Origin of the sequence: Bradyrhizobium sp. SZCCHNR1093 (assembly GCF_032381175.1) — a bacterium.
GTDB lineage: Bacteria > Pseudomonadota > Alphaproteobacteria > Rhizobiales > Xanthobacteraceae > Bradyrhizobium.
The window spans coordinates 21,007-44,209 of the sequence record NZ_JAUHJJ010000017.1 but is presented as its reverse complement, the minus strand read 5'-3'; the positions used below and the strand labels follow the sequence as shown (position 1 = coordinate 44,209).

Sequence of the window (23,203 nt, the reverse complement as noted above, 5' to 3'; positions counted from 1 at the left end):
GTGACGACCGTCGTCTTCTATGAGAAGCCGGGCTGCGGCACCAACGCCCGGCAGAAGCTGATGCTGGCGCGCGCCGGCCACGATGTCGTCGCCAGGAATCTCTTGACCGAGCCCTGGACCGGCGAGCGGCTGCGGGCGTATTTCGCCGGGACGCCCGTCTGGAGCTGGTTCAATCCAGCCTCGCCGCGCGTGAAATCGGGAGCGATCGAGCCAGAGACAATCGAAGCCGTCGCAGCGATCGACCTGATGCTCGAGGATCCGCTGCTGATCCGTCGGCCATTGATCGAAGCCGGCGGCCGGTGCTGCGCCGGCTTCGATCGTGAACCCGTGATCTCGCTGCTCCGGCAGGGCGACGATCTGGACGATGTCCAGGGCTGCACGCGTCCGGAGGGGTCGACACCTTGTCCGGAGCCGCGTTGAGCGGCTCCGTTCTGCAAGCTCAGCGCTTCAACACCATGACCAGGCGATCGACGCGCTTGCCCTGCTTGAAGTGGGATTCGACGATCTCGTCGATATCCTCGGGCCCGGTCGGCCGATACCAGACGCCGTCTGGATAGACCACCATCATCGGTCCCGCGCTGCAGAAGCCGAAGCAGCCGGCCGCGGTGACACCGACGTCCGTCAGCCGCTGCGCCTCGATGGTCTTGGTCAGCCGATCCCACAGCGGCTGTACGCCGAGCGCGCCGCAGCTGCCGCGCGGATGTCCGGGCGGACGCTGCGTCAGGCAGACGAAGGCGTGGTATTTGTAGAGCTGCGGAATCTCGAATGAATCATCCGCCTCGGCAACATCAGCATCGCTCATGACGCAGGCGCCTTGATACCCTTGTCGGCGAGCAGCGTCGCGAGCTCACCGGCCTGGAACATCTCGCGCACGATGTCGCAGCCGCCGACGAATTCGCCCTTCACATAGAGCTGCGGAATGGTCGGCCAGTTGGAGAACTCCTTGATGCCCTCGCGAATGAAGGGATCGGCGAGCACGTTGACGCTCTCGTAAGCCACGTCCAGCTTGGCCAGGATCTGCGCCACCGCGGCGGAGAAGCCGCATTGCGGCGCGGCCGGCACGCCCTTCATGAACAGCACGACATCATGGCTGTCGATCAGCTTCTGAATGCGTTCGGATGTCGACATAGACTGGATCCTTTCCCTGAATGCGACCGATCAGCCGGATCGCAACGATCACTTCGGCAATGACGTCTCGAGCGCCAGCGCATGCAGCACGCCGCCCATCTGGCCCTTGAGAGCCGAATAGACCATCTGATGCTGTTGCACCCGGCTCTTTCCAACGAAAGCCTGTGAGGTGACGCGCGCCGAATAATGGTCGCCATCGCCTGCCAGATCCTCGATCAGGACGACGGCATCCGGGAACGCCTCCTTGATCAGACGCTCGATATCCGTTGCTGCCATCGCCATCGCTGCCACTCCCGCTGGATTGATGAAGGCCTCATGCAAGCTCCGAACCAGTCATTTGCGGGCGGCAATCGCCGGCTCGTCGGCATCTGACGACTTGTCCAGGCCAAACCGCCCGCGTTGCGTCGTCTTTGCTACATCAGCCACGGGGCAGCGAAGAGGCCGCGTTCAAAATCCAACATCGGCCCGTTCTTCCACCCGCCTTGTACCGACTCTGGCGCCGCCGCACCCGCTCGAAAACGGTCCGCGTCTTGCAGTGATTTGATCGAGGTCAATGCAGATGCTCGAACTCGTCAGCGAACCCGACACGATCAACTTCGGCGATCTGCCGCAGGAGATCGATGCGCTGCTGCAACAGGGCGTGGCGGCGTACCGCCGCGACCACGCGCAGGCGGACCGGCTGTTTCGCCAGGCGCTGGCGACCGCTCCGCAGCAGCTGCCGACCTACTTCTGTCTGTATAAGATTCACACCTATCAAGGCCATCTCGACGAGGCAGAGGCGGTCGCCGAGCTGGGCCTTGCGGAAGCGGCGCGCCAAGCCGGCTGGCCACGTGATTGGCGGCACTGGACGCCGCATGATCCGCTGCCGGATGGCGCCGGCCGCTTCGCGCTCTACACGCTGAAGGCACTCGCCTTCATTCATCTGCGCAAGACTGATTCCGAGGGTGCTGCCGAAATGCTCGCGGCGCTGCGGCGACTGGATCCCGCCGGCGCCGTCGGATGGCCGGTCGTCGCCGCGCTGGCTGAGGGGCTCGGTTCGGATTGAGGCAACGCCAAGCATGAGCAAAGCGAACATGACACGAATTCCAACGACCATCCCCCGGTGCGAACCAGGATCATGAGAGGAACCAACGCATGATGACGATGCACGCCCCGCCCTCTCCTTCCCCGGCACAGAACGCCGTAGCGAGCGGCTCCCGGAATGCCGCCGAGAGCGTGATTGCCGCGTTGCGGACGGTCTACGACCCGGAAATTCCGGTGAACGTCTACGATCTCGGCCTGGTCTATCGAATCGCGCACGAGGGCGGCGGCGTCGTCGAGATCGACATGACCCTGACGGCGCCTGGCTGCCCGGTCGCAAGCGAGATCGTCCGCATGGTGGAGGACGCCGTACAGGCCGTCGACGGCGTCGCGTCGGTGAAAGTCACGCTCGTGTTCGAGCCGCCATGGGACAAGTCGCGCATGTCCGAAGAGACCGCGCTGGAGCTGGGTTTGTTGTAACGCGCGCGAGCCGCGCCAACAGGAGCAGGAGCATCACATGCCTACGGAGAGCACGATCAAGCTGACCGCCAGCGACGGCCATACCTTTCAGGCGTTTCGTGCCGATCCAGCCGATGCGCCGAAGGGGGCGATCGTCGTCCTGCCGGATGGCACCGGCGCTGCCGGCAAGCTGCGCAAGGTCGCCGATGCCTTTGCGGCCAGCGGATATGTCGTGATTGCGCCGGAGCTGTCGCCTCCTGCGGCGATCGACGCGGCAACGGAGGGCGAGCCGGCCAAGACCGTGCCGGACCCGGCAGCGCCGCTGCTCGCCGAGATCCAGTCAACGGTCGACAGCGTCAAGGAATGCGGCAAGGTGGCGGTGGTCGGCTTCGGCGCCGGGGGCGGTCTCGCCTACGACGCGGCCAACCGCGTCTCCGGTGTGGCCTGCGCGGTGAGTTACTACGCGACAGGTGTCGTCAACGCGGCCGGCGCCAAGCGCAAGATTCCGACGCTGCTCCATTTCGGCGAGGCCGACATCGTCGTGCCGTTCGCGGAGGTGACCATGTTCCGCGCCTATCATCCCGAGGTCAGCGCGTTCTCCTATCCGAATGCCGCGCATGCGTTCGACGGTGACGGCCAGACTTATGATGAATCCGCAACTGCGCTGGCACATGACCGGACCCTGGCGTGGATCTCGCAATATGTCGTAGGGCAGCCGCCGATCACGCTGAAGAACGCCGGCGCCTACGCGCTCGCCAAGACCGACAAGAAAAAGAAGAAGAAAGCCGACGACGACATGGGACCGCCGGCTGATTGACAATCTGATGGAGTGAGAGCGCCGCGATGCTGCCGACCACCATCCTCATCGACGAGCGGCCACGTTGCGTCGTGCGCCCCAACGACACCAAGGATCTCAACCGCTTCATCCGCAACGGCAAGCCTTTTCTGCTCGCCGAGGTGCCGGACGGCAGGATCACGCATCGCAATGCCAGCGAGGCCGAGATGATGCAATGGCAGAACGCCCTGGCGCTACACCGCGCCTGGGGCGGCGACGACGAGAACTTCTTCGGCGTGCCATTGTATTAGCTCGGCCCTTCCAGAGCCGTAGGGTGGGCAAAGGCGCCACCGGCGGCAATTGCTAGGCTTGCCCGAAGCTCGCCGTGCCCACCATTCCATCGGCTATCATCGGCTGATGGAGTCGCGGTGGGCACGCTTCGCTTTGCCCACCCTACGCGCCGCGCAGTCTCCGTCATTGCGAGCGCAGCGAAGCAATCTAGCGCAACACGACGATTCTGGATTGCTTCGTCGCCTTGCTCCTCGCAATGACGCAACCGCAGGCCTATGGCCGCGCGGCGCGAGCATCGTGCGGGTTGCCGGCCTGGTTGCGCATCCAGTCGGCGAGCTTCGTCATGGCGGCGTCGACGTCGTGCCGCGCCTGGACGTCGGTCACCGTCTCCTCGAGCGCGCCGCGCATGCACAGCAGCCAGGCGTCGCGCTCGGCATTGCCGATGGCAAAGCCCATGTGACGCTGGCGCAGCCGCGGATGGCCTTTCTCGGGCGAGTACAGCTTGGGGCCGCCAAGCCATTCGGAGAGATAGCGCTTCAGGATGTGCTTGATCGGCCCGAGATTGCTGCCGTGCATGTCGCGGATACGCTTGGCATCGGGCAAAGTATCCATTCGATGGTAGAAGGATTCGACGAGACGGTCGACCACGACGGCACCGCCGATCCGCTCATAGGGGGTCGCGACCGGCCCTGCGCCCGGAGTTCCAGTCTCTGAAGTCCCAGCGTCCGCCATCCGGCCGTTCCTGTCTCTACTCGTCCAAGCTCGGCTGCAGGATGACCTCAGCCGGGGCGCCGGGTCCCTGCTCGTCCACAAGCTCCAGCGTATCGACACGCGACAATCCGCCGCCGCTGTCCATCAGCACGATAGCGTCCTTGGGCATGCTGGCAAGGACCTCGATCAGCTTGGCGACGGTCACGATCCCTCCTCCTCACGCAGCGGCCTGTCCAGCGACAGGGACGCCTTTCTCGTCGAAATTGAGCGTCACCGGATCCTCGTCGAGCATCACGATCTCGGCCCGGCTCAGCGCCCCATTGGCATGGTAGCTGTAGCGATGCGTGAGCTCGATCTCACCATAGACGATCTTTTCGAATCCGGTGAGCGCACCCGCGGCATCGAAATAGCCGCGGATGAAGGTGTTGCGGTTCGACAGCTGCTCCGGCGCGATCGCCGTGACCAGCCGCAGCGGCAGCTTGATGCCCGTATACGAGACGAAGAACCGGCAATCCCGCCCTGTATCCGTCATTACGCAGCCGCTTCAAGCATGAGTCCGCAGTGCAGCCGTCACGACACGGCTGCGGTCTTCAAGGCCTCGATCTGGTCGCGCGCCACCTTAAACACGCCGCGGCCGCCGGCGAAGGTCTGATAGGCCTTCATTCCGATCGCCTCACTCAACTTGTCGAACCATTGCTGCGGCGTGAGGCCGACCGGCCGCTCGCTGATTTCCGCCACCGTGCCGTCATTGGCAAAGCGGACATGGAGCGTCACATTGTCCATCTGATCCTCCTGTTACAGACCCGAGCCAAAGCCGAGCAACTCGATCTTGACGTTCTCGGTGCCCAGGATGGTCGCCTGGCACGCGAGCCGGGATTTCGAGCCGACGCCGACGATGGTGTCGAGCTTCTCGTTCTCCAGCTTGGAGACCTTCGACACGCCCTTGCGTCCCTCCTGCAGAAAGATGTGACAGGAGCCGCACTTCGCCTGGCCCTCGCATTTGTGCTGGATGTCGACCTCGGCGCCGAGCAGCGCCGCGAGAATGGTGGTGCCCTCGCCCACCTCGATCGTCTTGCCTGATGGCATTACCGTCAATGTCGCCACTTGGATTCTCCTCTTCCAGTTTGAGATCAGAACTCGTCAGTAGATCGCCGCGCCCGCTCCGACATTGACCGATGCGTCCTTCATGGTCGCGACGATGAAGGCGATCTGGTCCGTGGTCAGGTGGACGTGGAACGGCAGGGCTACGACGCGATCGGCGACCTTCTCGGTCACGAGATAGTCGCCCCGCCGATAGCCCATGTTGAAATAGTGTCGTTGCAGATGCAGCGGATTGGAATAAGCGATCGCCTCGACCTGTTCGACCCTGAGATCCTCGACGATCGAATCGCGGCTCGACTTCGAGAACCGCGTGCCCAGATGCACCTGATACAGGAACCAGTTCACCTCGGTGACATCAGGCCCGACATAGGGATCCTTGATTCCCTCGAACGATTGCACTTGGCTATAATAGATCTGCTCGATCAGCTTGCGGCGTTCGAGGATCTCGTCGACTCGCCTCAGTTGTGCGAGGCCCAGCGCCGCCGTCACGTCGCTCATGACAGCCTGGTGGGACGGGCTGCTGCTGACCACGACCGAACCGCGCTCGTCCAGCCGGTGCAAGCGGTGGCGACGTACGGCGACCGCAATGTCGACGTCATCCGTGACGACCATGCCGCCCTCACCGCAGGTCAATGCAAAAGGCTGCGAGAAATCGAACACCGACGCGACGCCGAAGGTGCCGACCAGCGCGCCCTGATATTTCGAGCCGATCGCCTCGGTCGAATCCTCGATCAGGGGCAGATTGTGCGCCTTGGCGATCGCCTGCAGCTCCGACCATTTGGCCGGATGCCCGTTGGTGTTGCCGGCCAGGATTGCCTTGGTCTTCTCAGTGAGGCGCGCCTCGATCTTGCTTGGCGCCAGCGTGCCCGAATAGTAGTCGATATCGACGAAGACCGGCTTAGCGCCGACGATACTGATCGCGTGCGCGACCTCGCGGAACGAATAGGACGACGCGATCACCTCGTCGCCGGGGCCGATCCCCATAGCCTTGAGGACGAGCACCAGGCCCAGCGTCCCGCTCGGCACCGCGATGGCATATTTGCGGCCGAGATAGGCCGCGAATGCCGCTTCGAATTCCTCGACGAGCGGACCGCAGGACAGCCGCGGCGACCGCAAAGTCGCCTCCACGGCGGCGATCTCCGCCGTCGTGATGTCAGGATCGGACAACGGGATGAAGTCGAAACCGACCGGCGTCAACTCAGCCTCGTCCTGCTCCTGTCGATCGGCGTCATGCACCAGATAGGGCTTGGTCATGATCAGCTCCGCCTGGCCAGGATCAGGCCGGTGGCCTTCGCGGGATCGTCGGTCACGCCGGCGCAATGGTCGCTGGCATCGAGCAGATGCAGGTCGAACGCCGCGTAGCTGCGGAACGGCTGTTCGGTTACGTCGGAGGCATCGCAACGCGTCAGGACCAGCTTGGGGAAGCGACGGCGCAATTCGCCGAACGCCGCGCTGCCGGCATCGGGTCCAGTGAGGACCTGCTCGATCTCATTCAGTTCCTGCTCGGCAAGTGCCATGTCACCCGTCCTCTTCGTCCTACTGCCAGAATATCCGCTCAGGGTCGGCGTTCAGCTCGTCGACCGCCGCGGTCAACCGCTTGTGCACGCTGTGCAGCTCCCATGTTCCCTGGCCGTGATCTCTCCAGAACAGCTTCCACATCGCATTCGCCGGATCGTGACGCAGCAAAGCGACGTCGATCACCCCGCCGTCCTTGTCGATGTTGCGTGAGCAGCACGGGCTCCTGACGTGATACCCCTCGTTGACCGGCAAGACCGTCGGCTCGACATAGCGATAGCGCTTGCGCGACTTCAGCGCGCGCTCGATCCGCCTGCGATCCAGCTCGTTGGGATGTGCGGGCAGAATGACCCTGGGCTTGAGCGCGGTTGCGGCCATGGCTGATCATCTCCCTTAGACCGGGACGATCTCCTCTTCGAGACAGCCCACCACCAGCTGCTCGCCGAACTCGACGAGATAGATCGGCATATTCGCTTCCGTATGGGTGCCGACCTGGACGATCTCGCCCAAGTCGCCAACGCCGACGAGCTTGGCCTCGGCCGGCGCATTCGGGAACGAACCGTCGTTGACGAGATCGATCAGCGCCTTCACGCGCTGACCCCATTGATATTTCGGCAGGCGCGGCTCGATCATGACTTGTATGCTCCCGGCAGCGGCAGCTCGTCCTCGGCCTCCCCGCGGGGAACGGTGGACTCGAGCTCCTTGCGTTTCATGCCGACGCGGTTCCCGCTTTCGAGAAACTCGACGCCGTAGATGTAGAACTGCTGCAGGAAGGTCCCGATCGACACGACGTAACCGATCTCGCCCTTCTTCGCGAGGACCTCGCCGATCTCCTTGCCTGCATAGGTGCCGTCGTTTCGGATCGTGCGCTTCGCCTTGACCTTCTCGCCAAACGTGAAATACGGCGGCGCTGACAACTCCACGACCTCGCTGTCACGAACGATGTTGCTCATGCCGGTTTCTCCATCGCAGCTCCGAAGCGGCTCGCGAGCCGGCCGCGCGCCATCTCCTGCACCAGCGGGTCCTCGTCGCGCACCAGCTCCGCGAGCTCACTGAGCGCGATCCGGCTCGCCACCTCGTGACGCACCCGCCAATCGGCGTCCTTGCGCATCGCGGTGAGGAGATCCGGCGCGAGGCGCTCGGCGATCTCGAGCCGCACCCGCGGATCTGGGTCGCTGATCATGCCGAGCAGCCAGTCGCTCGGGATGCGCCGCGCGACGACGCGGCGGACCTCGGCCTCCGGGTCCCCCATCATGCGACCCAGCACGGACGGCACGATGCGGCGCGCCACGACGAGACGGACGTAATAGTCGTCGTCCATCATCATCGGCATCAGATCTTCCGGATCGAGCACCGTCGCGATCCGGATGCGGACCTCGCGATGCGGATCATGGCGCAGCCGCAGCACCAGCCGCTTCGGCAGCCGCCGCGCGGCATTCCAGCGCACCGTCTCCTCGGGATCATCGAGCAGCGGCGGCAGAAAGAACGGGCTGGCATGCTTGGCCGCGATCGCACGCACCTCGAAGTGCGGATGCTTGACGTAGCCGTTGGCGAGCGCCGGATTCCAGTTGAAGAAGCGGTCGATGCGGCGGGCGTAGCGGTCGTGCACGCAGGCGTGCCGAAGGCGACAGCCACCCGATGCGTTGAGCTGCGCGTGTTCGCAGCCTGCACAACTGATCTCGTTGCCCTGCCAGTCGATGGCCTCGTCGATGTCGTCATTCATCATCGAGCTCCACCCGGTCGACCACCTCGAGCAGGACGCGTGCGCCGATCTTGTCGCTGGGATCGAGCTCGAGCAGCTTTTGCACCGCGAGCCGTCCCTCGACGAGATTGCCGAGGCGCATCTGCAAATAGGCGTATCCCTTCAAGGTGAACATGAAGAAACGCGGCAGCATGTTGTCATAGCTGCCGAACTCGGCATGACCGGCGCGAACGTCGCGCCAATGCGGCGGCAAGCGGTTCTCGACGGCTGCCTTGGCGAGGCACCGCTTGGCGATGCGCAACGCGTCAGCGAGCCGTCCCTTGTAGAAATAGAACCGGTAGAAGCCGATCAGGACCGCCGCATGCCCAGGCGCCAGCGCTTCCGCCTTTTTCAGATGCGTCTCCGCGACATCGTCGAGATGATAGCTCTGGCCCGCCTGCCACAGATGATACTCGGCCTCCTCCGGCAGGCCGCCGCCGAGCAGCGCGTCGGCAAGCAGCGCGTCCTCGATGGCGGTCTGAGAGCTGGGCCGGGCGTCGGTGGGCATGGCGAGCTGTCCTAGTGCTCCAGCGCCTTCAAGGCATGGGTCGAGCACGAGACCTGCTTCGGATCATGAAACACGAGGCCGGTCTGCGTCGCGGTATCCGCGAAGTCGATGGTGACGCCGTCGAGCAGCAAACGGCTCTCCGCCGGCAGGAACAGCCTGACGCCATCGCGTTCAACCACCGCATCGCCGGGCTGCGGCGTCGCGAGGACGGTGATATCGGCGGCAAGTCCCGAGCAACCGCCGGGCGACACCGCGAGACGGAAACCAGAGCCCGCAGTGCCGTCAGCCCGCAGCATCATGCGCATGAACTTCTGCGCGGCTGGCGTGAGCGTGAAGTTCATCTCGGTCTCCCTCAAGCCGGCGGCTGATAGCGCGGGAACGAATTGTCGATCACGCAGGTGTTGTCGACCGGGCAGACCGCCGCGCATTGCGGCTCGTCGAAATGGCCGATGCATTCCGTGCACTTCTTCGGATCGATCACGAAGGTGCCGTTCTTCTCCGAGATCGCCACGTTCGGACATTCGGGTTCACAGGCCGAGCAGCTCGTGCACTGCGAGGCAATGATCTTCAAGGTCATCAAAGGCTCCTGTCGAAGGGGCCCGGCGACGCGACGGCGCCGCCGGGGTCTGATGTCACGCTGCCGAGATCAGGGCGCCCTGGCGAATTTCGGCGTCACCGCGCACGACGTGCTGGATCTCGCCACTGTTCACCTTGTCGAGGTAGCCCTTGAACCAGGCGATCGCGGACTTCTCGATGAACTCATGGGCGAACTGATCGACCGGCTCGATGCCCGCGGCCTGCAGGTCGCTCTTCGGGCAGCCGCCGATCTTGGCCACGAACACCGCATGGCAGTCGTTGATGGCGCGGATGACGGTCTCCAGGCTGTCCTCATCGCCATAGCCGCCCTGGCAGTACAGGTCGACGCGGCGGTGACCGACGAACTTGGCTCCGGCCGTGGAAAGCTCGTAGACTTGGAACTCCTTGGCGTGTCCGAAATGCTCGTTGATCAGGCCCGAGCCCTTGGTCGCGACCGCGATCAGCAGCTTGATGTCGCTGGACTGGCCGGCGAGCGAGGCGAGCTCCTCCTGCTTCGCCACGACCTTGGCGACACGCTCCTGCTCGACCGCCTCCTGATAGGCCTTGCGGCTGTCGATGTCGTAGTTCACCTCCATCGCCATGATCTTGTCGGTGGTGAATTCGGCGGAGCGGTCCTCGCCGAGCAGGCCCACGGCGTCGGCGCGGCATTGCCGGCAATGCCGCATCATGTTCATCTCGCCTTCGCACTCGTCCTGTAGCGCCTTCAGCTCCTGCGCGGTCGGGCCGCGCTGGCCGGTCAGGCCGAACACGGTGCCGTGCTCCGGCGAGGAGATCAGCGGCATGATGTTGTGCAGGAAGGCGCCACGCGACTTCACCGCCTTGTTGACCTCGACGAGGTGCTTGTCGTTGACGCCCGGGATCATCACCGAGTTGACCTTGCAGAGGATGCCGCGCTCGGTCAGCATCTCCAGCCCCTGCAGCTGCCGATCGGTGAGGAGCTTGGCGGCTTCGACGCCGGTGTAGCGCTTGTGCTTCCAGAACACCCACGGATAGATCTTGGCGCCGATCTCGGGATCAACCATGTTGATGGTGATCGTGACGTGATCGACGTTGAAGCCGGCGATGGTGTCGACGTGATCGGGCAGCGCGAGGCCGTTGGTCGACAGGCAGAGCTTGATGTCGGGGGCGGTGCGAGCGATCAGCTCGAAGGTCTTGAACGTCTTCTCCGGATTGGCGAGCGGATCGCCCGGACCGGCAATGCCCAGCACGGTCATCTGCGGAATGGTCGAGGCGACAGCGAGCACTTTCTTGGCGGCCTGTTCCGGCGACAGCTTCTCGCTGACCACGCCCGGACGCGACTCGTTGGCGCAGTCATATTTGCGGTTGCAGTAGTTGCACTGGATGTTGCAGGCGGGCGCGACGGCGACGTGCATGCGCGCGTAGTGATGATGCGCCTCCTCGCTGTAGCAGGGATGGTTCTTCACCTTCTCCCAGATCTCCGGCGGCAGGTCGTTCTCGCCGGCGCCCGAGCCGCAGCTCGCCTTGCCGCTGCCGCCCGAGGTGCCGCAGCCCTTGTGTTCCGCGATGGTCTGCATCACCGAGCTCAGCTTGTCGCCGTCCGGTATCGTCGCCTGTTCGTGCTGCACTGACGCGTCCATGTCCGCTCCTTACGTTGCTGGCGAGCCGCAAACCGCCTTGGGCTAGGGTTCAGCAACTCGCGTGCCACGCCGCGGACAAGATCATTTCGTCAGACTATCAACGCCTTAGCCAGATCATCGCGCCTGTCGCCTTGCCAACATGCGAAAGGCTCTCGTTTCGGGCGTTGTTAGAAACGTTACAGACTCGAATTGGGACACAGGAACGAACGGCAAAACAGCGCAGCTTGCGGCCGCGCTGTTCGATTTACGGTGTCGTGGTTTCGCTCAGCCGCCGATGATGATCTCGGTCGCGCGGGCCAGCGGAATCGCGATCGGCGTCAACCGCTCGGCGATGAAGAACTTCAGCTCGTTCTTCGACAATGAGTCAGGCTCGACCAGGACGTAATGCTCGGCGCCGGAGCGCTTGATCACCTGACGGCCATAGGTGCGCAGCAACTGGTCGTTGAAGCGGCAGCCGATGAACAGGAAGCTTCGGTCGGTGCGCCGGTCCTTAACCGTGTCGGGTATCGGCGTCTGGATGTCGATGTCGGTCAGGACCTCGACATAGTCGGCGTCTGTGATCAGGAAGTTCTTGGCTGGCGTGGTCCCGCCATGCGGCTTGTAGAGCAGCGTGGTCCAGCTTCCGGCCTTCTCACGATCGCTCTCGGCGCCCGCAGCGTCGTAGAAGCGATACCAGCGGTCCTCGCCGATTCCGGCCCGCGTGATGCCCTGCACCTCGCCCCAATCGCCGCGCCCGGCGAGCGCCGTCCGCATCGCGCCGTCATACCAGCTGTCGACGACCATCGGCAGCGGCAGCGACGCCAGATACTGCTGCAGCGGTGTCGGCGCGACGGGCGCGGCAAAGGCTTCAGCCATCAGCGCCGTCACCGTCGAGCGGTGGCGCGTGCTCTCGATGTGCTGCGCGGAAGCCCACGCATTGCCCTTGGCGCGGCGCGGCAGCGCCACCTTGGTGCCGAAGAACGCGGCCAGCGCTTCAGGATTCATCGGCACCGCCGCGCCGGATTGCTCCGAGACGCCGGGACCGAGATACGGAACGACCTTGCCGGCCTTCAGCCGGGCCACGACGTCCTTGAGCAGGGCTTCGGCATCAGCCTGTCTGACGATGTCGATATGAGGAAGCGGCGCATTCATCACTCGTCCCCTTCGCCACCGCGCTTGCGCGCATTGATCGTGATCGGCAGCCGCGTGTCGGCGGCCATCTGCGGCAATTCGAGCACCCAGCCATTGGCGATGCGAATCCAGCCACCCCACAAGGACTCGTGCTCGGACTCGACGATGGGCTCCTCGAGGTCCTTCTTGGGGACGTAGATCGACAGGCCCGTTTCCGGCGAGCGGCGGATCATGACTTTCATTACGTGAGCTCCGTGGATCGAAGGGGGGCCGCCGATTGTGAAGGATGATGCTGCAGCCAGGCCGGCGAGGTCTCACGCAGCCTGGCGACGATGTCGGGCAGGACCTGCAGCACGCGCGTGATGTCGTCGTCGGTGGTGTCGCGCGATAGCGAGAAGCGGACGGCGCCGCGGAGCAGATCCGACGGCACGTTCATCGCGCGCAGCACATGCGACGGCTCCATCGAGCCGGACGCGCAGGCCGAGCCGAGCGAAGCCGCGATGCCCGCCTGATTCAGGCGCATCACGATCGGCTCACCTTCGAGATGCTGGAAGGCGATGTTCAACGTGTTGGGCAGCCGGTGCTCGATATCGCCCAGCACGGCGCAATGGCCGACGTCCTGGATGATGCCCTGCTCCAGCCGGTCGCGCAGCGCGCGCACCCGGCCCTGCTCGTCGGCGAGATGTCGTCCGGCGAGGTCGGCCGCCTTGCCGAGACCGATGATCGCGGGAACGTTCTCGGTGCCGCCACGGCGGCGGCGCTCCTGCGGGCCACCGCGCACCAGCGGCGCGAACGGCGTGCCCTTGCGGAGGTACAGCGCACCGATGCCCTTGGGGCCGTGCAGCTTGTGACCCGACAGCGACAGCATGTCGACGCCGGCCGCTTTTACATCGATCGCGATCTTGCCGAGGGCCTGCACGGCATCAGTGTGAAACAGCGCACCGGCGTCATGTGCGAGCTTCGCCAGCTCCGGAATCGGAAACAGCGTACCGGTCTCGTTGTTGGCCCACATCGCCGAGGCGATCGCGGTACGTGGCCCGAGCGCGCGCTTGTAGGCGTCGAGATCGAGACAACCGGCCGCATCGACGCCGATCAGATGCACCGTGAGGCCGCGCTTGTCCCTGAGATATTCGACCAGCGACAGGATCGCGGGATGCTCTACCGCCGTGGTAACGATCTCGTCGCGCGCGTCTTGCGTCTCCAGCGCCGACAGGATCGCGCTGTTGTCGGATTCCGTGCCGCCCGACGTGAAGACGATCTCGTGGTCGAAGGCGGCCCCTAACAGCGCCTGCAGGCTCTTGCGCGCCCGCCTCACGGCGCCCGCCACCTCGCTGCCGAACGCATGCGAGGACGAGGCATTGCCGAACTGGTCCGAGAAGAACGGCAACATCGCGGCGACGACCTCAGGATCCGCACGGGTCGTCGCGTTGTTGTCGAGATAGACCGGACGCAAGACCGCTCCTTAATGCCGCGCCTTGGGTGCGCCGGCCACGGGAACGAGGCGAACGAACTCGCCGAGCTTCTCGATCATACGGGCCTGGATGCCCTCGAGCGTCGCGCTGGCGAGCTTGCAGAAGATGCAGGCGCCGGCGAGCCGGACCATGATCTTGTTGCCATCGATCTCGACGAGCTCGCAATCGCCGCCGTCACGCTTGAGGTTCGGGCGGACCTCCTCGATCACGGCCCGGATGATCCGCTCGCGCTCGCTCATCTGGGCCGGCGCTTCGACGATGCCCTGGGATTCGACCAGCATGGTTTCACTTCTCGCGTGTTGAATGATCGAGCGAAGAATCAAGCGAACGACTTGCCGCAGCCGCAGCTTGACTTGGCATTCGGATTCTCGAAGGTGAAGCCGGAGCCCTCCAGCGCGATGACGAAATCGATCGTCGTGCCTTCGAGATATTCGAGGCTCTTGTGATCGACCAGCACGCGCACGCCCTCGCGCTCGATCACGGTGTCCTCCGGCTCGCTGCCGCTGACGAGGCCCATATTGTATTTGAGCCCGGCGCAGCCGCCCGCTTCGACCATGATCCTGAGGCCGTCGACCGGCTTGTCGGAGGTCGTGATCGCGTTGCGAACCGCGTTGATGGCGCTGTCGGTCAGGTTGATCATCATCATCTTGCCTTTCCCATTCGGCTGTTGCGAACAGGAGTGGCAAGTCTCATGCCATGCAGCAATTAACTGAAACGACACGGCTTTTCGCAAAGTCGCTGTGGCGTTTCCGACGCATGTCGGGTTTCCGACACGGATGATTTGCGCCGGCCTCGGACGTGCCGAAAGGATGTCGCGGCGGAAACCCGACAATGCTCTGAGGTCGCGGGCGAAAGACCAAGTAAATCAAGACGCAGCACACATCGGCAGACAATTTGCATTCCAGCCCTTTTCGACCGCGCCGTGCGGCGAGACGGCTCACCAGGACATGCGAGGGGATTGCTGATGACGACATTGGAGAAGACGGTTGCGATCGAGACCACCGCGCTCGCGCAGCTCGACAAGGAAGGACGGCTGCTCAACGCCGTCCTCAAGGCGCCGACCACCAAGCCGGGACGGTTCGGCTTCCGCGGCGACATCGCGCTGAAATTCCAGACCCAGGTCGCCGACGAGAAGCGGCCGCCGGACTTCTCGATCGAGCAGGTGCTGACGATCGTCAACGACGGCGAGGCGACCATTCCGGTGCTGGTCGGCTACATCCACTCGCTGGCCTATCTCGAGACGGCGGTCGAGGTGCTCAAGAACCTGCTGCAGCCGAACGGCAAGTACTTCATGTTCTGCAACAACATCGACCTCCTGGCGAAGTATCGCATCAAGATGGGCGACGTGACGTTCTATGTCCTGCCTTGCGACGAATCCACGGTGTGGAAGGAGATGCTGGACCTGCTGTCGATCGACAAGAACGACATCAAGAAGCTCGATACCGCAGGCAAGCTCGACTACGTGCTCGACACCGCCAAGGACTTCAGTGAGAATTACGATCTCGTGCCTTACGCGGATGCACTGGCCAGGATGGAGCCGGTCAAGAACCGCAACGAGAACCGGCCTGTCTGACATCGTCCTTTTCTTCATATGCAAGATGAAGTCCCGGCAGTTGCCGTCGGGACTTCGCCGGGATCGCAGCCTCAGCCTTCCTCGCATTGCAGGCCGGTCTCGTCCTCATTCTCTTCATCCTCGACCAAGGTTACGCCGGTCACGCAGATGTCGCCATCGAGGACGCTCAACGCCACCGGCGTCAGGCTCTCGCCCTTGCACGGGCCGTCGACGCAGAGCCCGGTGCCGATCTCGAACAGCGAGCCGTGCTTGCCGCACAGGATGCGCAGGCCGTTGCCGTCCAGAAACTGATTTCGCTCCCAGTCGAGATTGACCTTATCGTGCGGGCACATGTTCAGATATCCGAACACCTGCTTGCCCCAGCGGATCACGAAGATCGGCCACGGACGTTGCGTTCCGTCCTCGGCTACGATCATGAGCTGAAAGCCCATGGCGCGGCGGCTCGGGATGTCGTTGAAGCTGCAGATGGCGTAGGCGACGTCGGTCGTCATGTCGGGCCTCATCGATGTCTGGCGCATCTCCGACACGGCCGCTTCAGCGCAGCGGGAGCGGCGGTCGGCTCGCCTGCGGAACGCGTTGCAAGATTCGCGCAACTCCGCCCGTCCGCCTGGCTTTCTTCGCTGCTGCGAGAGACTGGCACAGAACTTGAAAATTTCTCCTGCGAGTACGGCTTTGTAAGGAGATCGACATGAACGTGGCACTGGAATTCGTCGAGAGCTCGCTCGACGACATCAAGGCGGCATTGGAGGGCGGCACGCTGACGGTCTACTCGGTGGCGCGTCCGATCACCGCGGACAAGCCGGTCGACCGCAGCGGCGTGCTCGCGACCTTCACGTTCGGCTCGCCCGCCTTCGGCCCCGCGGTGGATGGCCTCGAGCAGCCGAACTTCGTCGCGACGTCCGTGCCGGCGGCCACCGTCGGCACGCCCGGCTTTGCGCGCGCCCGCAAGGCGGACGGCACCACCGTCGCCGATTTCTCCGCCGGCCCAGGCGAGCGCGAGATCAAGTTCACCGAAGTGTCGTGCTCGCCCGGCGCGCCGGTTACGGTCGCGACCTTCAAGATCATCGCCGAAGGCGGCTGGCCGGAGCGTCCGGAATACTACGACACGCATCCACGCCCGGGCTATCCGATGCCGAAGACGCTGTGACGGCGGACGCCGTCACGCCTTGGACCTGGTCCCTCCTGTTGGTTTAACGACATCGCGAGCGAATGCATGAGCACAGACTTCTCTGACGCCCTGGTCAGCTCCGAATGGCTGGCGCAACATCTCACCGATCCCGCCACCAAGATCCTCGACTGCACCTGGCATCATCCGAGCACCAATCTCGATGGCCGTACGCAATATCGCGGCCGGCATCTGCCGGGCTCGGTGCATTTCGACATCGACCAGGTCGCCGATAAGTCGAGCCTGCTGCCGCACATGCTGCCGTCAGCGGAGGATTTCGCCCACAAGGTCGGGCTGCTCGGCATCAGCAATTCTGACCGCGTCATCGTCTATGACCGCCACTATGGCGGCTCCGCCGCGGGCCGCGTGTGGTGGATGTTCCGCGTGTTCGGGCACGACAACGTCGCCCTGCTCGACGGCGGCTTCGGCAAATGGACCAAGGAGAAGCAGCCGGCCGAGATGACGCCGGTGCGCCCGGTGCCGGCGAGTTTCAGCGCAAGCTTCAGGCCGGAGCTTGTGACCACCTCGGCCGCCGTGCAGAGTGGCGGCGCGCAGCTGGTCGACGCCCGTGGGCCCGGCAAGTTCGATGGCACCCAAGCGGACGTGTTCACGTTCAAGCGCCAGGGCCACATCCCCGGCGCGATCAATCTGCCCTGGGCCGATCTGGTCGACCCGGACACGGGCGTGCTCATGGCGCCCGACGCGCTCGCAGCCCGATTCGCGAGTGCCGGCGTCGATCTGGAGAAGCCGATCGTCACCACCTGCGCCTCGGGCATCACGTCATGCATGCTGGCGCTGGCGCTCTATCGGCTGGGACGTCCGGATGTTGCCGTCTACGACGGGTCCTGGGCGGAATGGAGCCAGCTCGACGACACGGCGGTGGCGGCGTGATGTGCACAGACGAATGACGGGAGCACGAGCATGGCAAGAACCCTGGTCAAGACCACGCAGGACGGCCGCAAGGTCGAGGTGATTGGGCTGGCAATCTGTCTCGAAGGCGAGCTCGAGGCGTTCGAGCTGGTCGAAGTCAAGCTGCATCCGAACCGACGCAAGATCTGGGAGGCCGCGCCCGACGCGACCCACATGGCCGGCCGCATCACTTTGACCAAGGACGAGGCCGCGACCGTCGAGGGTGCGTTCGCTGCGGCCCAGGCCGAAATCCTCGCCAACCCCGCCGCGATCAATGAGCGCTTCCGGATCGCCGCGATGTGGAAGGCGCGGGAACAGGGGATCGAGTAGGCATCGATTCGTAGGGTGGGCAAAGCCAGCGGGCGACGCGCAGCGGCGTCCGCTGGCGTGCCCACCATCTTCGTCCCGCACGCCGAAAAATGGTGGGCACGGCGCATTGGCTGAATCGGCGTGGAAAAATCGCCCAGGCGCCTTTGCCCACCCTACCAATCCATCGCCGTCATCGCGAGCGCAGCGACGCGATCCAGGTCCACGCGAGGACTCTGGATTGCTTCGTCGCCTGCGGCTCCTCGCAATGACGGCCGCTCTCGGCTTTCCAAGATGTTATTGAAAAACCCGCCCGCGGTAGCGGTAGCTGCCGGCGTCGTCGACATCGAACAGCTCGCCGATATCGGGATGCTTGACCGGCTCACCCGTGACGTCCGCCACCAAGTTCTGCTCCGGCACATAGGCGATGTAGCTGCTGTCGCCGGATTCGGCGAGCAGGTAGTAGAACGGCTGCTCCTTGTCGAGCCTGGTGTCCATGGTGATGGCGCGCCAGCCCTCTTCTTCCGAGAATGACAGGTCGACGTCGAACACGACACCGCGCAGGTCGTAGACGCGGTGCCGGGTCACCTGGCCGATCGTGAACTTTGCCTCCATCCGCACCATGACAGCACGCTCGATGATCTCACGCCGCCGGCGAATGGGTCTGGCAGTTGGTCGGGCAGACGCGGGCGCAGGCGCCGCAGCCGATGCAGGCGCCGGTGTCGTGCATGACCATGATCTTCTTCTCGACCTCGTCATCCTCGTCGTCGTCGAGCTCGACGAACTCGCCCTCGTCGTTGATGCCCTTCAAGGTCATCACCTCGCGACCGCAGACCTTGTAGCAGCGGCCGCAGCCGATACACTTTCCGGCGTCGATGGCGACCAGATAGTCCGGCCGCCAATCGCGGCCGTCACGGGTTGAATTGGACATGATGACGGGTCCTCAAATCGGGCTTAGGCGGTCTCGAGCTTCTTCAGCTCGGCTCGCTTCTTCTCCAACTCGGCAAAGGCTTCATGCGCCTTCTGCGCCGTCGGCAGGATCTGGTCCCAGTTGATGGGCAGCTCCTCCGACAAGTCGTGCAGGTTCATCTTGGCATCCATGGCACGTGCCGACAGCTTCTTGATCTCGGCCTTCAGGGTATCCAGGTCGCTCATTGTCTCATCCTCGCCGTTTAGTAATTCGCGACGTCCTTGAACTTCTCGATCATCTCGACGCCGGCGTTGACGAACTTGTCGCCCTCGTCGGCCAGCTTGCCGAGATTGTCGAAGCCGAAGCGGTGCACGTCGCGCAGCTGCTTGTTGACCACGATCAGCCGGCCGCCGATCAGCACCATGCGGCCAAAGCCCTCGTGGCTCATCTTCAGCATCGGCGAGATCATCACGCCGGTGGCCTTCTCGATCGACAGCGCGACCGCGTTGAAGAACAGTTCGAGCCGCCAGATCGTCTCCGGATCGGGATCGCCGATGATCGGCAGCGCCCGCCGCTTCTCCTTGTCCAGGATGTAGGGCTCGAGCAGGTCGATGTCCTTCTTGCCCTCCCAGGCGCCGTGGGTGTCCTGGGCGCGCCAGACCTTGATGAGTTCCTTGACGAAGGGTCGCTGCTCGGCGGGTACCGTTTCGACTGCTACCGCGGTATCGGACATGTTGGTTTCCTCATTCCTCGAAATCGAGAACGCGTTCCTGGCCCTTGGCGAGCGCCTTGCGCAGCCAGGGCGGCGGCGTGCCAGCCAGAACGGCCTGCAGCTTGCCCAGGAGATCGCTGATCTCCTCGGGCTGATTGACCTTCATCGGATGGATGTTGTTGGCGACGACACGCGCGGCGCCGGAGCCGCCGATCGCGGCGACATAGAGGATCGCGCAATCCTTGATCGCCTCGATCTTCGGCGCCAGCTTGTCCTCGTTGCCGTCCTCCTTGAGATCGCCGTCGAACTCGATGCTCTCGACGAAGCGGTAGCCCTCGGGATCGAGGTCGTAAATCGCGATGTTCTTGGCCCAGCCGAAATGGGCGTCGACGCGTTTCAGATCCTGGGTAGCGAATGCGACTTTCATGTCGTCGGTCCTTTCTCCTGACACGTCAATGCAGTGGCGCCACGACGGCGGAGTCCAGCGGCGCCTGTTGGGAATCGGCCCAGGGATCGAGCCAGGTGTCCGGCGTCGGCTGATGGTTGTCCTCGCGATCGGCGATGATGAGATTGGCGAGCGCGAAGATGAGGTCGCGCGTGCCGCGATAGCCGACCGTCAGCAAATGCCCTGCCCCGAGCCGGTCGAACATCGGGAAGCCGATCCGATAGAACGGGATTTTGAGACGCGCCGCAGCCTGGCGGCCGTGCGAATGCGTCATCATGAGACCGCAGTCGCGCGCCTTGGCGAGCGTCTCCAGGTCCTCGAGATCGCCGATCAGCACCTCCTCGCACGGCATGCGTTCGAGCACCGGCGACTGGGTCGTGGTGACGGCCACGGCAATTTGTGCACCCATGTCATGCAGCATGCTGGCAACGTCAAACAGCAGGTCCGGCTCGGCGCCGATGGCAAGCTTGCGGCCGCCGATGTGGAAATGGGCATCCAGCATGGCATCCGCGAGCTGGCCGCGCTGCCGGCGATATTTTGCCGGCACCGGACGCCCCGAGATATCGCTCAGGAACGCCATGAACTCGTCGTTCGGCAACAGCCCGCAGAGCCGCTCGAACAGCCGGTACGGCACGCCGGTTCTCGCCTGCATCGCCTCCGCCGCACGCTTCATCTGCGCGCCGATCGCGATCGTCCAGGACGCGCTGCCCATGGTCGCGATCTCTTCCAGGCCGATGCCGCCGATCGTGGTCGGCGTGAACTCGTCGGGAATGTGACCGTCGAGCGAGCCGCCGATATCCGGCAGGAACGACGGCTCCAGGCCGAAATCCTCGAAGATCGTCCTGAGCTCCTCGATGTCGCCCGGCGTCAGATGGCAGCCGGGCAGCACGTTGACACGCGCCGGATCGCGCCGCGTCGAGGTCGGCTTGTCGACCAGCACCTCGACCATCTTGGCGACCGTCTTGTCCCAGCCGTCCTGGAACGCGTCCTTGAAGTCGGGCGTCGAGACATAGACCAGCGGATAGGTCGCGAGCTCCGGATGCTTCTCGCGGATCAGCCTGATGTAGCCGTCGACATCGTCGCCCTTGGTCTCGGTGACCCCGGTCGAGCAGATACCGATGATCTCCGGCTTCTGTCTCTTATGGATGTTGAGGATCGCCTGCTCGACATTCTCATAGCCGCCGAGCACGGTGGCGACCTCGCTCATCGCCGTCGTCTGCATCGGCACCGCTTCCTTGAAGTGGCGCACGAACAGTGTCAGCCCGAACGAGGTGCAGCCCTGCGAGCCATGCAGCAGCGGCATCGCGCCGCGCAGGCCGAGGAAGGCAAACGATCCGCCGATCGGCTGGCTCATCTTGAGCGGATTGACCGCGCAGGCTTTCTTTCCAATGGTGACTTTGGCCATGTGCGCCGCCCTATTCCGCCGCCTGCAGCAGCTCGGCCGGCGCCTTCTGTGCCGCCAGGATGTCCTCGACCCGGCCGGCGCATGCCCCGCAACCGCCGGAGGCGTTGGTGTGAGTGCGGACGCCGGCGACGTCGGTCAGGCAATGCGCTTTGATCGCATCCTCGATGGTGCCGAGATCGACCGACTTGCAGTGGCAGATCTTCTTGGCGCGGCGCGCGGCTTCCGCGGCGACTGGATCGGCGGCGAGTGCCGCGGCTTCCGCATTCGCCTGCGCGATCGCCCTGGCCTGCCAGTTGTTGTCGGCGGTCTCCCAGGGCGCGCGCTTGCGCAGTTGCGCCCACATCGGGTTGTAGATCGCCTTGTCGATCTCCGCGACCAGCTTCACCATGCCGATATAGCCCATAAAGGCGTGCGAGCGCTCCTGGTTGATGTCGAGCCAGGGCATCGCGGCCTTGAGTGCCACGAACTGCGACTTGCCGCCGGACAGCATGATGTCGGCCTTGGCGTCCTTGAGCATCTTGTACATTTCGCGCGGCGCCATATCGTCGATCATGTGCGCGTCCTGGCCCATCAGCTCCTTGATGCGCTCCTTGTCCTCCTTGGTGGACTTCTTGACGGAGGTGCCGACCAGCTCCATGCCGGCCTCCTGCAGCGCCGCCACGACTGACCACGACTTCACGCCGCCGGTTATCAGCAGCACCTTCTTGCCGGTGAGCCGCTTCTTGAACGGCTCGATCGCCGCCCAGGCCTTGGCTTCCTCGCGCGCGATGACAGCCTCGGTGCGGTCGAGCAGATCGGCCGGCGCGCCGCGCTCGACCAGCAGGCGCGCGATCTCGCGCAGCGAGTCCGAGGAGTCCTGGATGCCGTAGAACGAGCCCTCGAAGAACGGGATGCCGTAGCGCTCCTCCATCTTGCGGGCGACGTTGATCATCGCCTTGGAGCACACCATCATCGCCGCACGGGCGCGATGCGACGACGCCACATCCCTGTAGCGGCCGTCGCCGGAGATGCAGGCGGAGATGCGAATGCCGAGCTCGTCGAACAGCGGCTTCACCTGCCAGAGCTCGCCGGACAGATTGTATTCACCGATGATGTTGAGATCGTAGGGCGTCGTGACCTCCGGCTCTACGGTGCCGATGACGTGGTCGAGCAGTGCCTCGCCGGCGAGCTTGTTGCCGAGGTTCTTCGGGCCGACGAAGCCGGGCGAATTGACGGGAATGCAGGGCTTGCCGAACTTCGCGGAGGCCGCCTTGCAGACCGCGTTGATGTCATCGCCGGTCATGGCGGGCACGCAGGTCTGGTAGACGAAGACCGCCGGCGGATCGTACTTCTCGATGATTTCCTTGATCGCCTTGTACAGGCGCTTCTCGCCGCCGAACACGACGTCGGTCTCGTTGATGTCGGTGGTGAAGCCGGTGCGCCAGATCTGGGATCCAGAGGAGGCTGCACCGCGGTTGTCCCAGGAATTTCCTTCGCAGGCGATCGGTCCGTGCACGAGATGCGCGACGTCGGTCAGCGGCTGCAATGCGACCTTGGCGCCGTCGAAGGCGCAGCCACCGGCCGCGCCGCCCGGCTGCAGCTGCTTGGTGCAACCCTTCTTGCGCTCGGCCTCGGACTTGTTGGCGTTCTTGCCGCAACCCGGCTCGTTGAAGACGTTCTGGATCGTGGCCGAAAGCGAGCTCATTGGCTTCTCCTGTTGACGACCGATTGCGCGTCTTTCGAAAGACAAGGCTCAGGCACGACATGCCTCCC

At 64.2% G+C, this 23,203-nt stretch carries 40 protein-coding genes; 9 read left to right on the top strand and 31 right to left on the bottom strand.

Going from position 1 to position 23,203, the window contains the following annotated elements:
* Positions 1 to 420: an ArsC/Spx/MgsR family protein gene (locus QX070_RS31220; RefSeq protein WP_315740984.1), complete on the top strand. Its 420-nt coding sequence runs from the start codon at positions 1 to 3 to the stop codon at positions 418 to 420.
* Between the two features lie 19 nt (positions 421 to 439).
* Here QX070_RS31220 and QX070_RS31215 read toward each other — a convergent pair whose 3' ends face one another.
* From QX070_RS31215 to QX070_RS31205, 3 genes are read right to left on the bottom strand one after another with little or no spacing between them, the layout of a single operon-like run.
* Complete coding sequence (locus tag QX070_RS31215) at positions 440 to 802, bottom strand: (2Fe-2S) ferredoxin domain-containing protein (protein ID WP_315740983.1); 363 nt, start codon at positions 800 to 802, stop codon at positions 440 to 442.
* Positions 799 to 1,128 carry a Grx4 family monothiol glutaredoxin gene (gene grxD, locus QX070_RS31210; RefSeq protein ID WP_315740982.1) on the bottom strand — a complete coding sequence of 110 codons (330 nt, stop codon included), beginning with the start codon at positions 1,126 to 1,128 and terminating at the stop codon, positions 799 to 801. The genes QX070_RS31215 and grxD overlap by 4 nt, the downstream gene beginning before the upstream one ends.
* Before the next feature lie 48 nt (positions 1,129 to 1,176).
* Positions 1,177 to 1,410, bottom strand: a complete 234-nt coding sequence (locus tag QX070_RS31205; RefSeq protein ID WP_315740981.1) for a BolA family transcriptional regulator — start codon at positions 1,408 to 1,410, stop codon at positions 1,177 to 1,179.
* Between the two features lie 271 nt (positions 1,411 to 1,681).
* On the opposite strand from QX070_RS31205, the gene QX070_RS31200 reads away from it, so the two are divergent.
* The 4 genes from QX070_RS31200 to QX070_RS31185 all read left to right on the top strand — a co-directional run bounded on the left by QX070_RS31200 (position 1,682) and on the right by QX070_RS31185 (position 3,693).
* Complete coding sequence (locus QX070_RS31200) at positions 1,682 to 2,173, top strand: hypothetical protein (RefSeq protein WP_315740980.1); 492 nt, start codon at positions 1,682 to 1,684, stop codon at positions 2,171 to 2,173.
* A gap of 92 nt (positions 2,174 to 2,265) precedes the next feature.
* Complete coding sequence (locus QX070_RS31195; RefSeq protein WP_315741024.1) at positions 2,266 to 2,628, top strand: iron-sulfur cluster assembly protein; 363 nt, start codon at positions 2,266 to 2,268, stop codon at positions 2,626 to 2,628.
* A gap of 37 nt (positions 2,629 to 2,665) precedes the next feature.
* The gene (locus tag QX070_RS31190) at positions 2,666 to 3,424 is read left to right on the top strand and encodes a dienelactone hydrolase family protein (RefSeq protein WP_315740979.1); all 759 of its coding nucleotides are present in this window, start codon (positions 2,666 to 2,668) and stop codon (positions 3,422 to 3,424) included.
* Between the two features lie 26 nt (positions 3,425 to 3,450).
* Positions 3,451 to 3,693 carry a hypothetical protein gene (locus QX070_RS31185; RefSeq protein ID WP_315740978.1) on the top strand — a complete coding sequence of 81 codons (243 nt, stop codon included), beginning with the start codon at positions 3,451 to 3,453 and terminating at the stop codon, positions 3,691 to 3,693.
* A gap of 253 nt (positions 3,694 to 3,946) precedes the next feature.
* On the opposite strand, the gene QX070_RS31180 is transcribed toward QX070_RS31185, so the two are convergent.
* From QX070_RS31180 to QX070_RS31085, 20 genes are all read right to left on the bottom strand, one after another.
* Positions 3,947 to 4,405, bottom strand: a complete 459-nt coding sequence (locus QX070_RS31180; RefSeq protein WP_315740977.1) for a group II truncated hemoglobin — start codon at positions 4,403 to 4,405, stop codon at positions 3,947 to 3,949.
* Between the two features lie 16 nt (positions 4,406 to 4,421).
* Positions 4,422 to 4,589: a hypothetical protein gene (locus QX070_RS31175; RefSeq protein WP_315740976.1), complete on the bottom strand. Its 168-nt coding sequence runs from the start codon at positions 4,587 to 4,589 to the stop codon at positions 4,422 to 4,424.
* Positions 4,590 to 4,601: 12 nt separating this feature from the next.
* Positions 4,602 to 4,916: a DUF6156 family protein gene (locus QX070_RS31170; protein ID WP_315740975.1), complete on the bottom strand. Its 315-nt coding sequence runs from the start codon at positions 4,914 to 4,916 to the stop codon at positions 4,602 to 4,604.
* 38 nt (positions 4,917 to 4,954) lie between these two features.
* Positions 4,955 to 5,167 carry a hypothetical protein gene (locus tag QX070_RS31165; RefSeq protein WP_284423618.1) on the bottom strand — a complete coding sequence of 71 codons (213 nt, stop codon included), beginning with the start codon at positions 5,165 to 5,167 and terminating at the stop codon, positions 4,955 to 4,957.
* Positions 5,168 to 5,179: 12 nt separating this feature from the next.
* A complete protein-coding gene (locus tag QX070_RS31160; protein ID WP_315740974.1) occupies positions 5,180 to 5,488 on the bottom strand; it encodes a 2Fe-2S iron-sulfur cluster-binding protein in 309 nt (102 codons plus the stop codon).
* Positions 5,489 to 5,524: 36 nt separating this feature from the next.
* Entirely contained in the window at positions 5,525 to 6,739 is a 1,215-nt protein-coding gene (locus QX070_RS31155; protein WP_315740973.1) for a DegT/DnrJ/EryC1/StrS family aminotransferase, read from the bottom strand.
* A gap of 2 nt (positions 6,740 to 6,741) precedes the next feature.
* Complete coding sequence (locus QX070_RS31150) at positions 6,742 to 7,002, bottom strand: hypothetical protein (RefSeq protein WP_315740972.1); 261 nt, start codon at positions 7,000 to 7,002, stop codon at positions 6,742 to 6,744.
* Positions 7,003 to 7,021: 19 nt separating this feature from the next.
* Positions 7,022 to 7,378, bottom strand: coding sequence for a DUF3024 domain-containing protein (locus QX070_RS31145; protein WP_315740971.1), 357 nt, complete (start codon positions 7,376 to 7,378; stop codon positions 7,022 to 7,024).
* A gap of 15 nt (positions 7,379 to 7,393) precedes the next feature.
* A complete protein-coding gene (locus tag QX070_RS31140; RefSeq protein ID WP_315740970.1) occupies positions 7,394 to 7,633 on the bottom strand; it encodes a nitrogen fixation protein NifZ in 240 nt (79 codons plus the stop codon).
* Positions 7,630 to 7,953, bottom strand: coding sequence for a nitrogen fixation protein NifZ (locus tag QX070_RS31135; RefSeq protein ID WP_315740969.1), 324 nt, complete (start codon positions 7,951 to 7,953; stop codon positions 7,630 to 7,632). Before QX070_RS31135 ends, QX070_RS31140 begins: the two co-directional genes overlap by 4 nt.
* The gene (locus QX070_RS31130; RefSeq protein ID WP_315740968.1) at positions 7,950 to 8,723 is read right to left on the bottom strand and encodes a 4Fe4S-binding leucine-rich repeat protein; all 774 of its coding nucleotides are present in this window, start codon (positions 8,721 to 8,723) and stop codon (positions 7,950 to 7,952) included. The genes QX070_RS31135 and QX070_RS31130 overlap by 4 nt, the downstream gene beginning before the upstream one ends.
* Positions 8,716 to 9,249: a hypothetical protein gene (locus tag QX070_RS31125; RefSeq protein WP_315740967.1), complete on the bottom strand. Its 534-nt coding sequence runs from the start codon at positions 9,247 to 9,249 to the stop codon at positions 8,716 to 8,718. Before QX070_RS31125 ends, QX070_RS31130 begins: the two co-directional genes overlap by 8 nt.
* 11 nt (positions 9,250 to 9,260) lie before the next feature.
* A complete protein-coding gene (locus QX070_RS31120) occupies positions 9,261 to 9,590 on the bottom strand; it encodes an iron-sulfur cluster assembly accessory protein (protein ID WP_315740966.1) in 330 nt (109 codons plus the stop codon).
* An 11-nt stretch (positions 9,591 to 9,601) separates the two neighbouring features.
* On the bottom strand, positions 9,602 to 9,826 hold the full coding sequence (locus tag QX070_RS31115) for a YfhL family 4Fe-4S dicluster ferredoxin (RefSeq protein ID WP_006609676.1): 225 nt from the start codon (positions 9,824 to 9,826) through the stop codon (positions 9,602 to 9,604).
* Positions 9,827 to 9,881: 55 nt separating this feature from the next.
* Positions 9,882 to 11,444 (bottom strand): nitrogenase cofactor biosynthesis protein NifB, encoded by a 1,563-nt coding sequence (gene nifB / locus QX070_RS31110; protein ID WP_315740965.1) that lies wholly within the window; start codon positions 11,442 to 11,444, stop codon positions 9,882 to 9,884.
* A 264-nt stretch (positions 11,445 to 11,708) separates the two neighbouring features.
* Positions 11,709 to 12,575 carry an SIR2 family protein gene (locus QX070_RS31105; protein WP_315740964.1) on the bottom strand — a complete coding sequence of 289 codons (867 nt, stop codon included), beginning with the start codon at positions 12,573 to 12,575 and terminating at the stop codon, positions 11,709 to 11,711.
* The gene (nifT, locus tag QX070_RS31100) at positions 12,575 to 12,796 is read right to left on the bottom strand and encodes a putative nitrogen fixation protein NifT (protein WP_315713133.1); all 222 of its coding nucleotides are present in this window, start codon (positions 12,794 to 12,796) and stop codon (positions 12,575 to 12,577) included. Before nifT ends, QX070_RS31105 begins: the two co-directional genes overlap by 1 nt.
* Positions 12,796 to 14,007 carry a cysteine desulfurase NifS gene (nifS, locus tag QX070_RS31095; RefSeq protein WP_315740963.1) on the bottom strand — a complete coding sequence of 404 codons (1,212 nt, stop codon included), beginning with the start codon at positions 14,005 to 14,007 and terminating at the stop codon, positions 12,796 to 12,798. Before nifS ends, nifT begins: the two co-directional genes overlap by 1 nt.
* Positions 14,008 to 14,016: 9 nt before the next feature.
* Entirely contained in the window at positions 14,017 to 14,307 is a 291-nt protein-coding gene (locus tag QX070_RS31090; RefSeq protein WP_315740962.1) for a NifU family protein, read from the bottom strand.
* Positions 14,308 to 14,345: 38 nt separating this feature from the next.
* Entirely contained in the window at positions 14,346 to 14,666 is a 321-nt protein-coding gene (locus tag QX070_RS31085; protein WP_257170758.1) for a HesB/IscA family protein, read from the bottom strand.
* A gap of 324 nt (positions 14,667 to 14,990) precedes the next feature.
* Between QX070_RS31085 and QX070_RS31080 the strand changes: the two genes are divergently transcribed.
* The gene (locus tag QX070_RS31080) at positions 14,991 to 15,599 is read left to right on the top strand and encodes a hypothetical protein (RefSeq protein WP_315740961.1); all 609 of its coding nucleotides are present in this window, start codon (positions 14,991 to 14,993) and stop codon (positions 15,597 to 15,599) included.
* A gap of 71 nt (positions 15,600 to 15,670) precedes the next feature.
* On the opposite strand, the gene QX070_RS31075 is transcribed toward QX070_RS31080, so the two are convergent.
* On the bottom strand, positions 15,671 to 16,090 hold the full coding sequence (locus QX070_RS31075; protein ID WP_315740960.1) for a Rieske (2Fe-2S) protein: 420 nt from the start codon (positions 16,088 to 16,090) through the stop codon (positions 15,671 to 15,673).
* Between the two features lie 197 nt (positions 16,091 to 16,287).
* Between QX070_RS31075 and QX070_RS31070 the strand changes: the two genes are divergently transcribed.
* The 3 genes from QX070_RS31070 (at position 16,288) to QX070_RS31060 (ending at position 18,003) form a co-directional block, all read left to right on the top strand.
* Positions 16,288 to 16,746 (top strand): hypothetical protein, encoded by a 459-nt coding sequence (locus tag QX070_RS31070; protein ID WP_315740959.1) that lies wholly within the window; start codon positions 16,288 to 16,290, stop codon positions 16,744 to 16,746.
* A 66-nt stretch (positions 16,747 to 16,812) separates the two neighbouring features.
* The gene (locus QX070_RS31065; RefSeq protein WP_315740958.1) at positions 16,813 to 17,655 is read left to right on the top strand and encodes a sulfurtransferase; all 843 of its coding nucleotides are present in this window, start codon (positions 16,813 to 16,815) and stop codon (positions 17,653 to 17,655) included.
* Positions 17,656 to 17,685: 30 nt separating this feature from the next.
* Positions 17,686 to 18,003: a hypothetical protein gene (locus QX070_RS31060; RefSeq protein WP_315740957.1), complete on the top strand. Its 318-nt coding sequence runs from the start codon at positions 17,686 to 17,688 to the stop codon at positions 18,001 to 18,003.
* Between the two features lie 273 nt (positions 18,004 to 18,276).
* Here the strand turns inward: QX070_RS31060 and hspQ are convergent, their stop codons facing one another.
* Genes hspQ through nifE form a run of 7 tightly spaced genes read right to left on the bottom strand, consistent with a single transcriptional unit; the run spans position 18,277 to position 23,135 of the window.
* Positions 18,277 to 18,603: a heat shock protein HspQ gene (hspQ, locus tag QX070_RS31055; RefSeq protein WP_315740956.1), complete on the bottom strand. Its 327-nt coding sequence runs from the start codon at positions 18,601 to 18,603 to the stop codon at positions 18,277 to 18,279.
* Between the two features lie 19 nt (positions 18,604 to 18,622).
* Positions 18,623 to 18,910: a ferredoxin III, nif-specific gene (fdxB, locus tag QX070_RS31050; protein ID WP_015665404.1), complete on the bottom strand. Its 288-nt coding sequence runs from the start codon at positions 18,908 to 18,910 to the stop codon at positions 18,623 to 18,625.
* Positions 18,911 to 18,933: 23 nt separating this feature from the next.
* Complete coding sequence (locus QX070_RS31045; protein ID WP_012045814.1) at positions 18,934 to 19,134, bottom strand: CCE_0567 family metalloprotein; 201 nt, start codon at positions 19,132 to 19,134, stop codon at positions 18,934 to 18,936.
* A 17-nt stretch (positions 19,135 to 19,151) separates the two neighbouring features.
* Positions 19,152 to 19,622: a NifX-associated nitrogen fixation protein gene (locus QX070_RS31040; protein ID WP_315740955.1), complete on the bottom strand. Its 471-nt coding sequence runs from the start codon at positions 19,620 to 19,622 to the stop codon at positions 19,152 to 19,154.
* Between the two features lie 10 nt (positions 19,623 to 19,632).
* Positions 19,633 to 20,028, bottom strand: a complete 396-nt coding sequence (nifX, locus tag QX070_RS31035; protein ID WP_315740954.1) for a nitrogen fixation protein NifX — start codon at positions 20,026 to 20,028, stop codon at positions 19,633 to 19,635.
* 25 nt (positions 20,029 to 20,053) lie between these two features.
* On the bottom strand, positions 20,054 to 21,451 hold the full coding sequence (nifN, locus tag QX070_RS31030) for a nitrogenase iron-molybdenum cofactor biosynthesis protein NifN (RefSeq protein ID WP_315740953.1): 1,398 nt from the start codon (positions 21,449 to 21,451) through the stop codon (positions 20,054 to 20,056).
* 10 nt (positions 21,452 to 21,461) lie between these two features.
* On the bottom strand, positions 21,462 to 23,135 hold the full coding sequence (gene nifE / locus QX070_RS31025; RefSeq protein ID WP_315740952.1) for a nitrogenase iron-molybdenum cofactor biosynthesis protein NifE: 1,674 nt from the start codon (positions 23,133 to 23,135) through the stop codon (positions 21,462 to 21,464).
* Positions 23,136 to 23,203 lie beyond the last annotated feature (68 nt).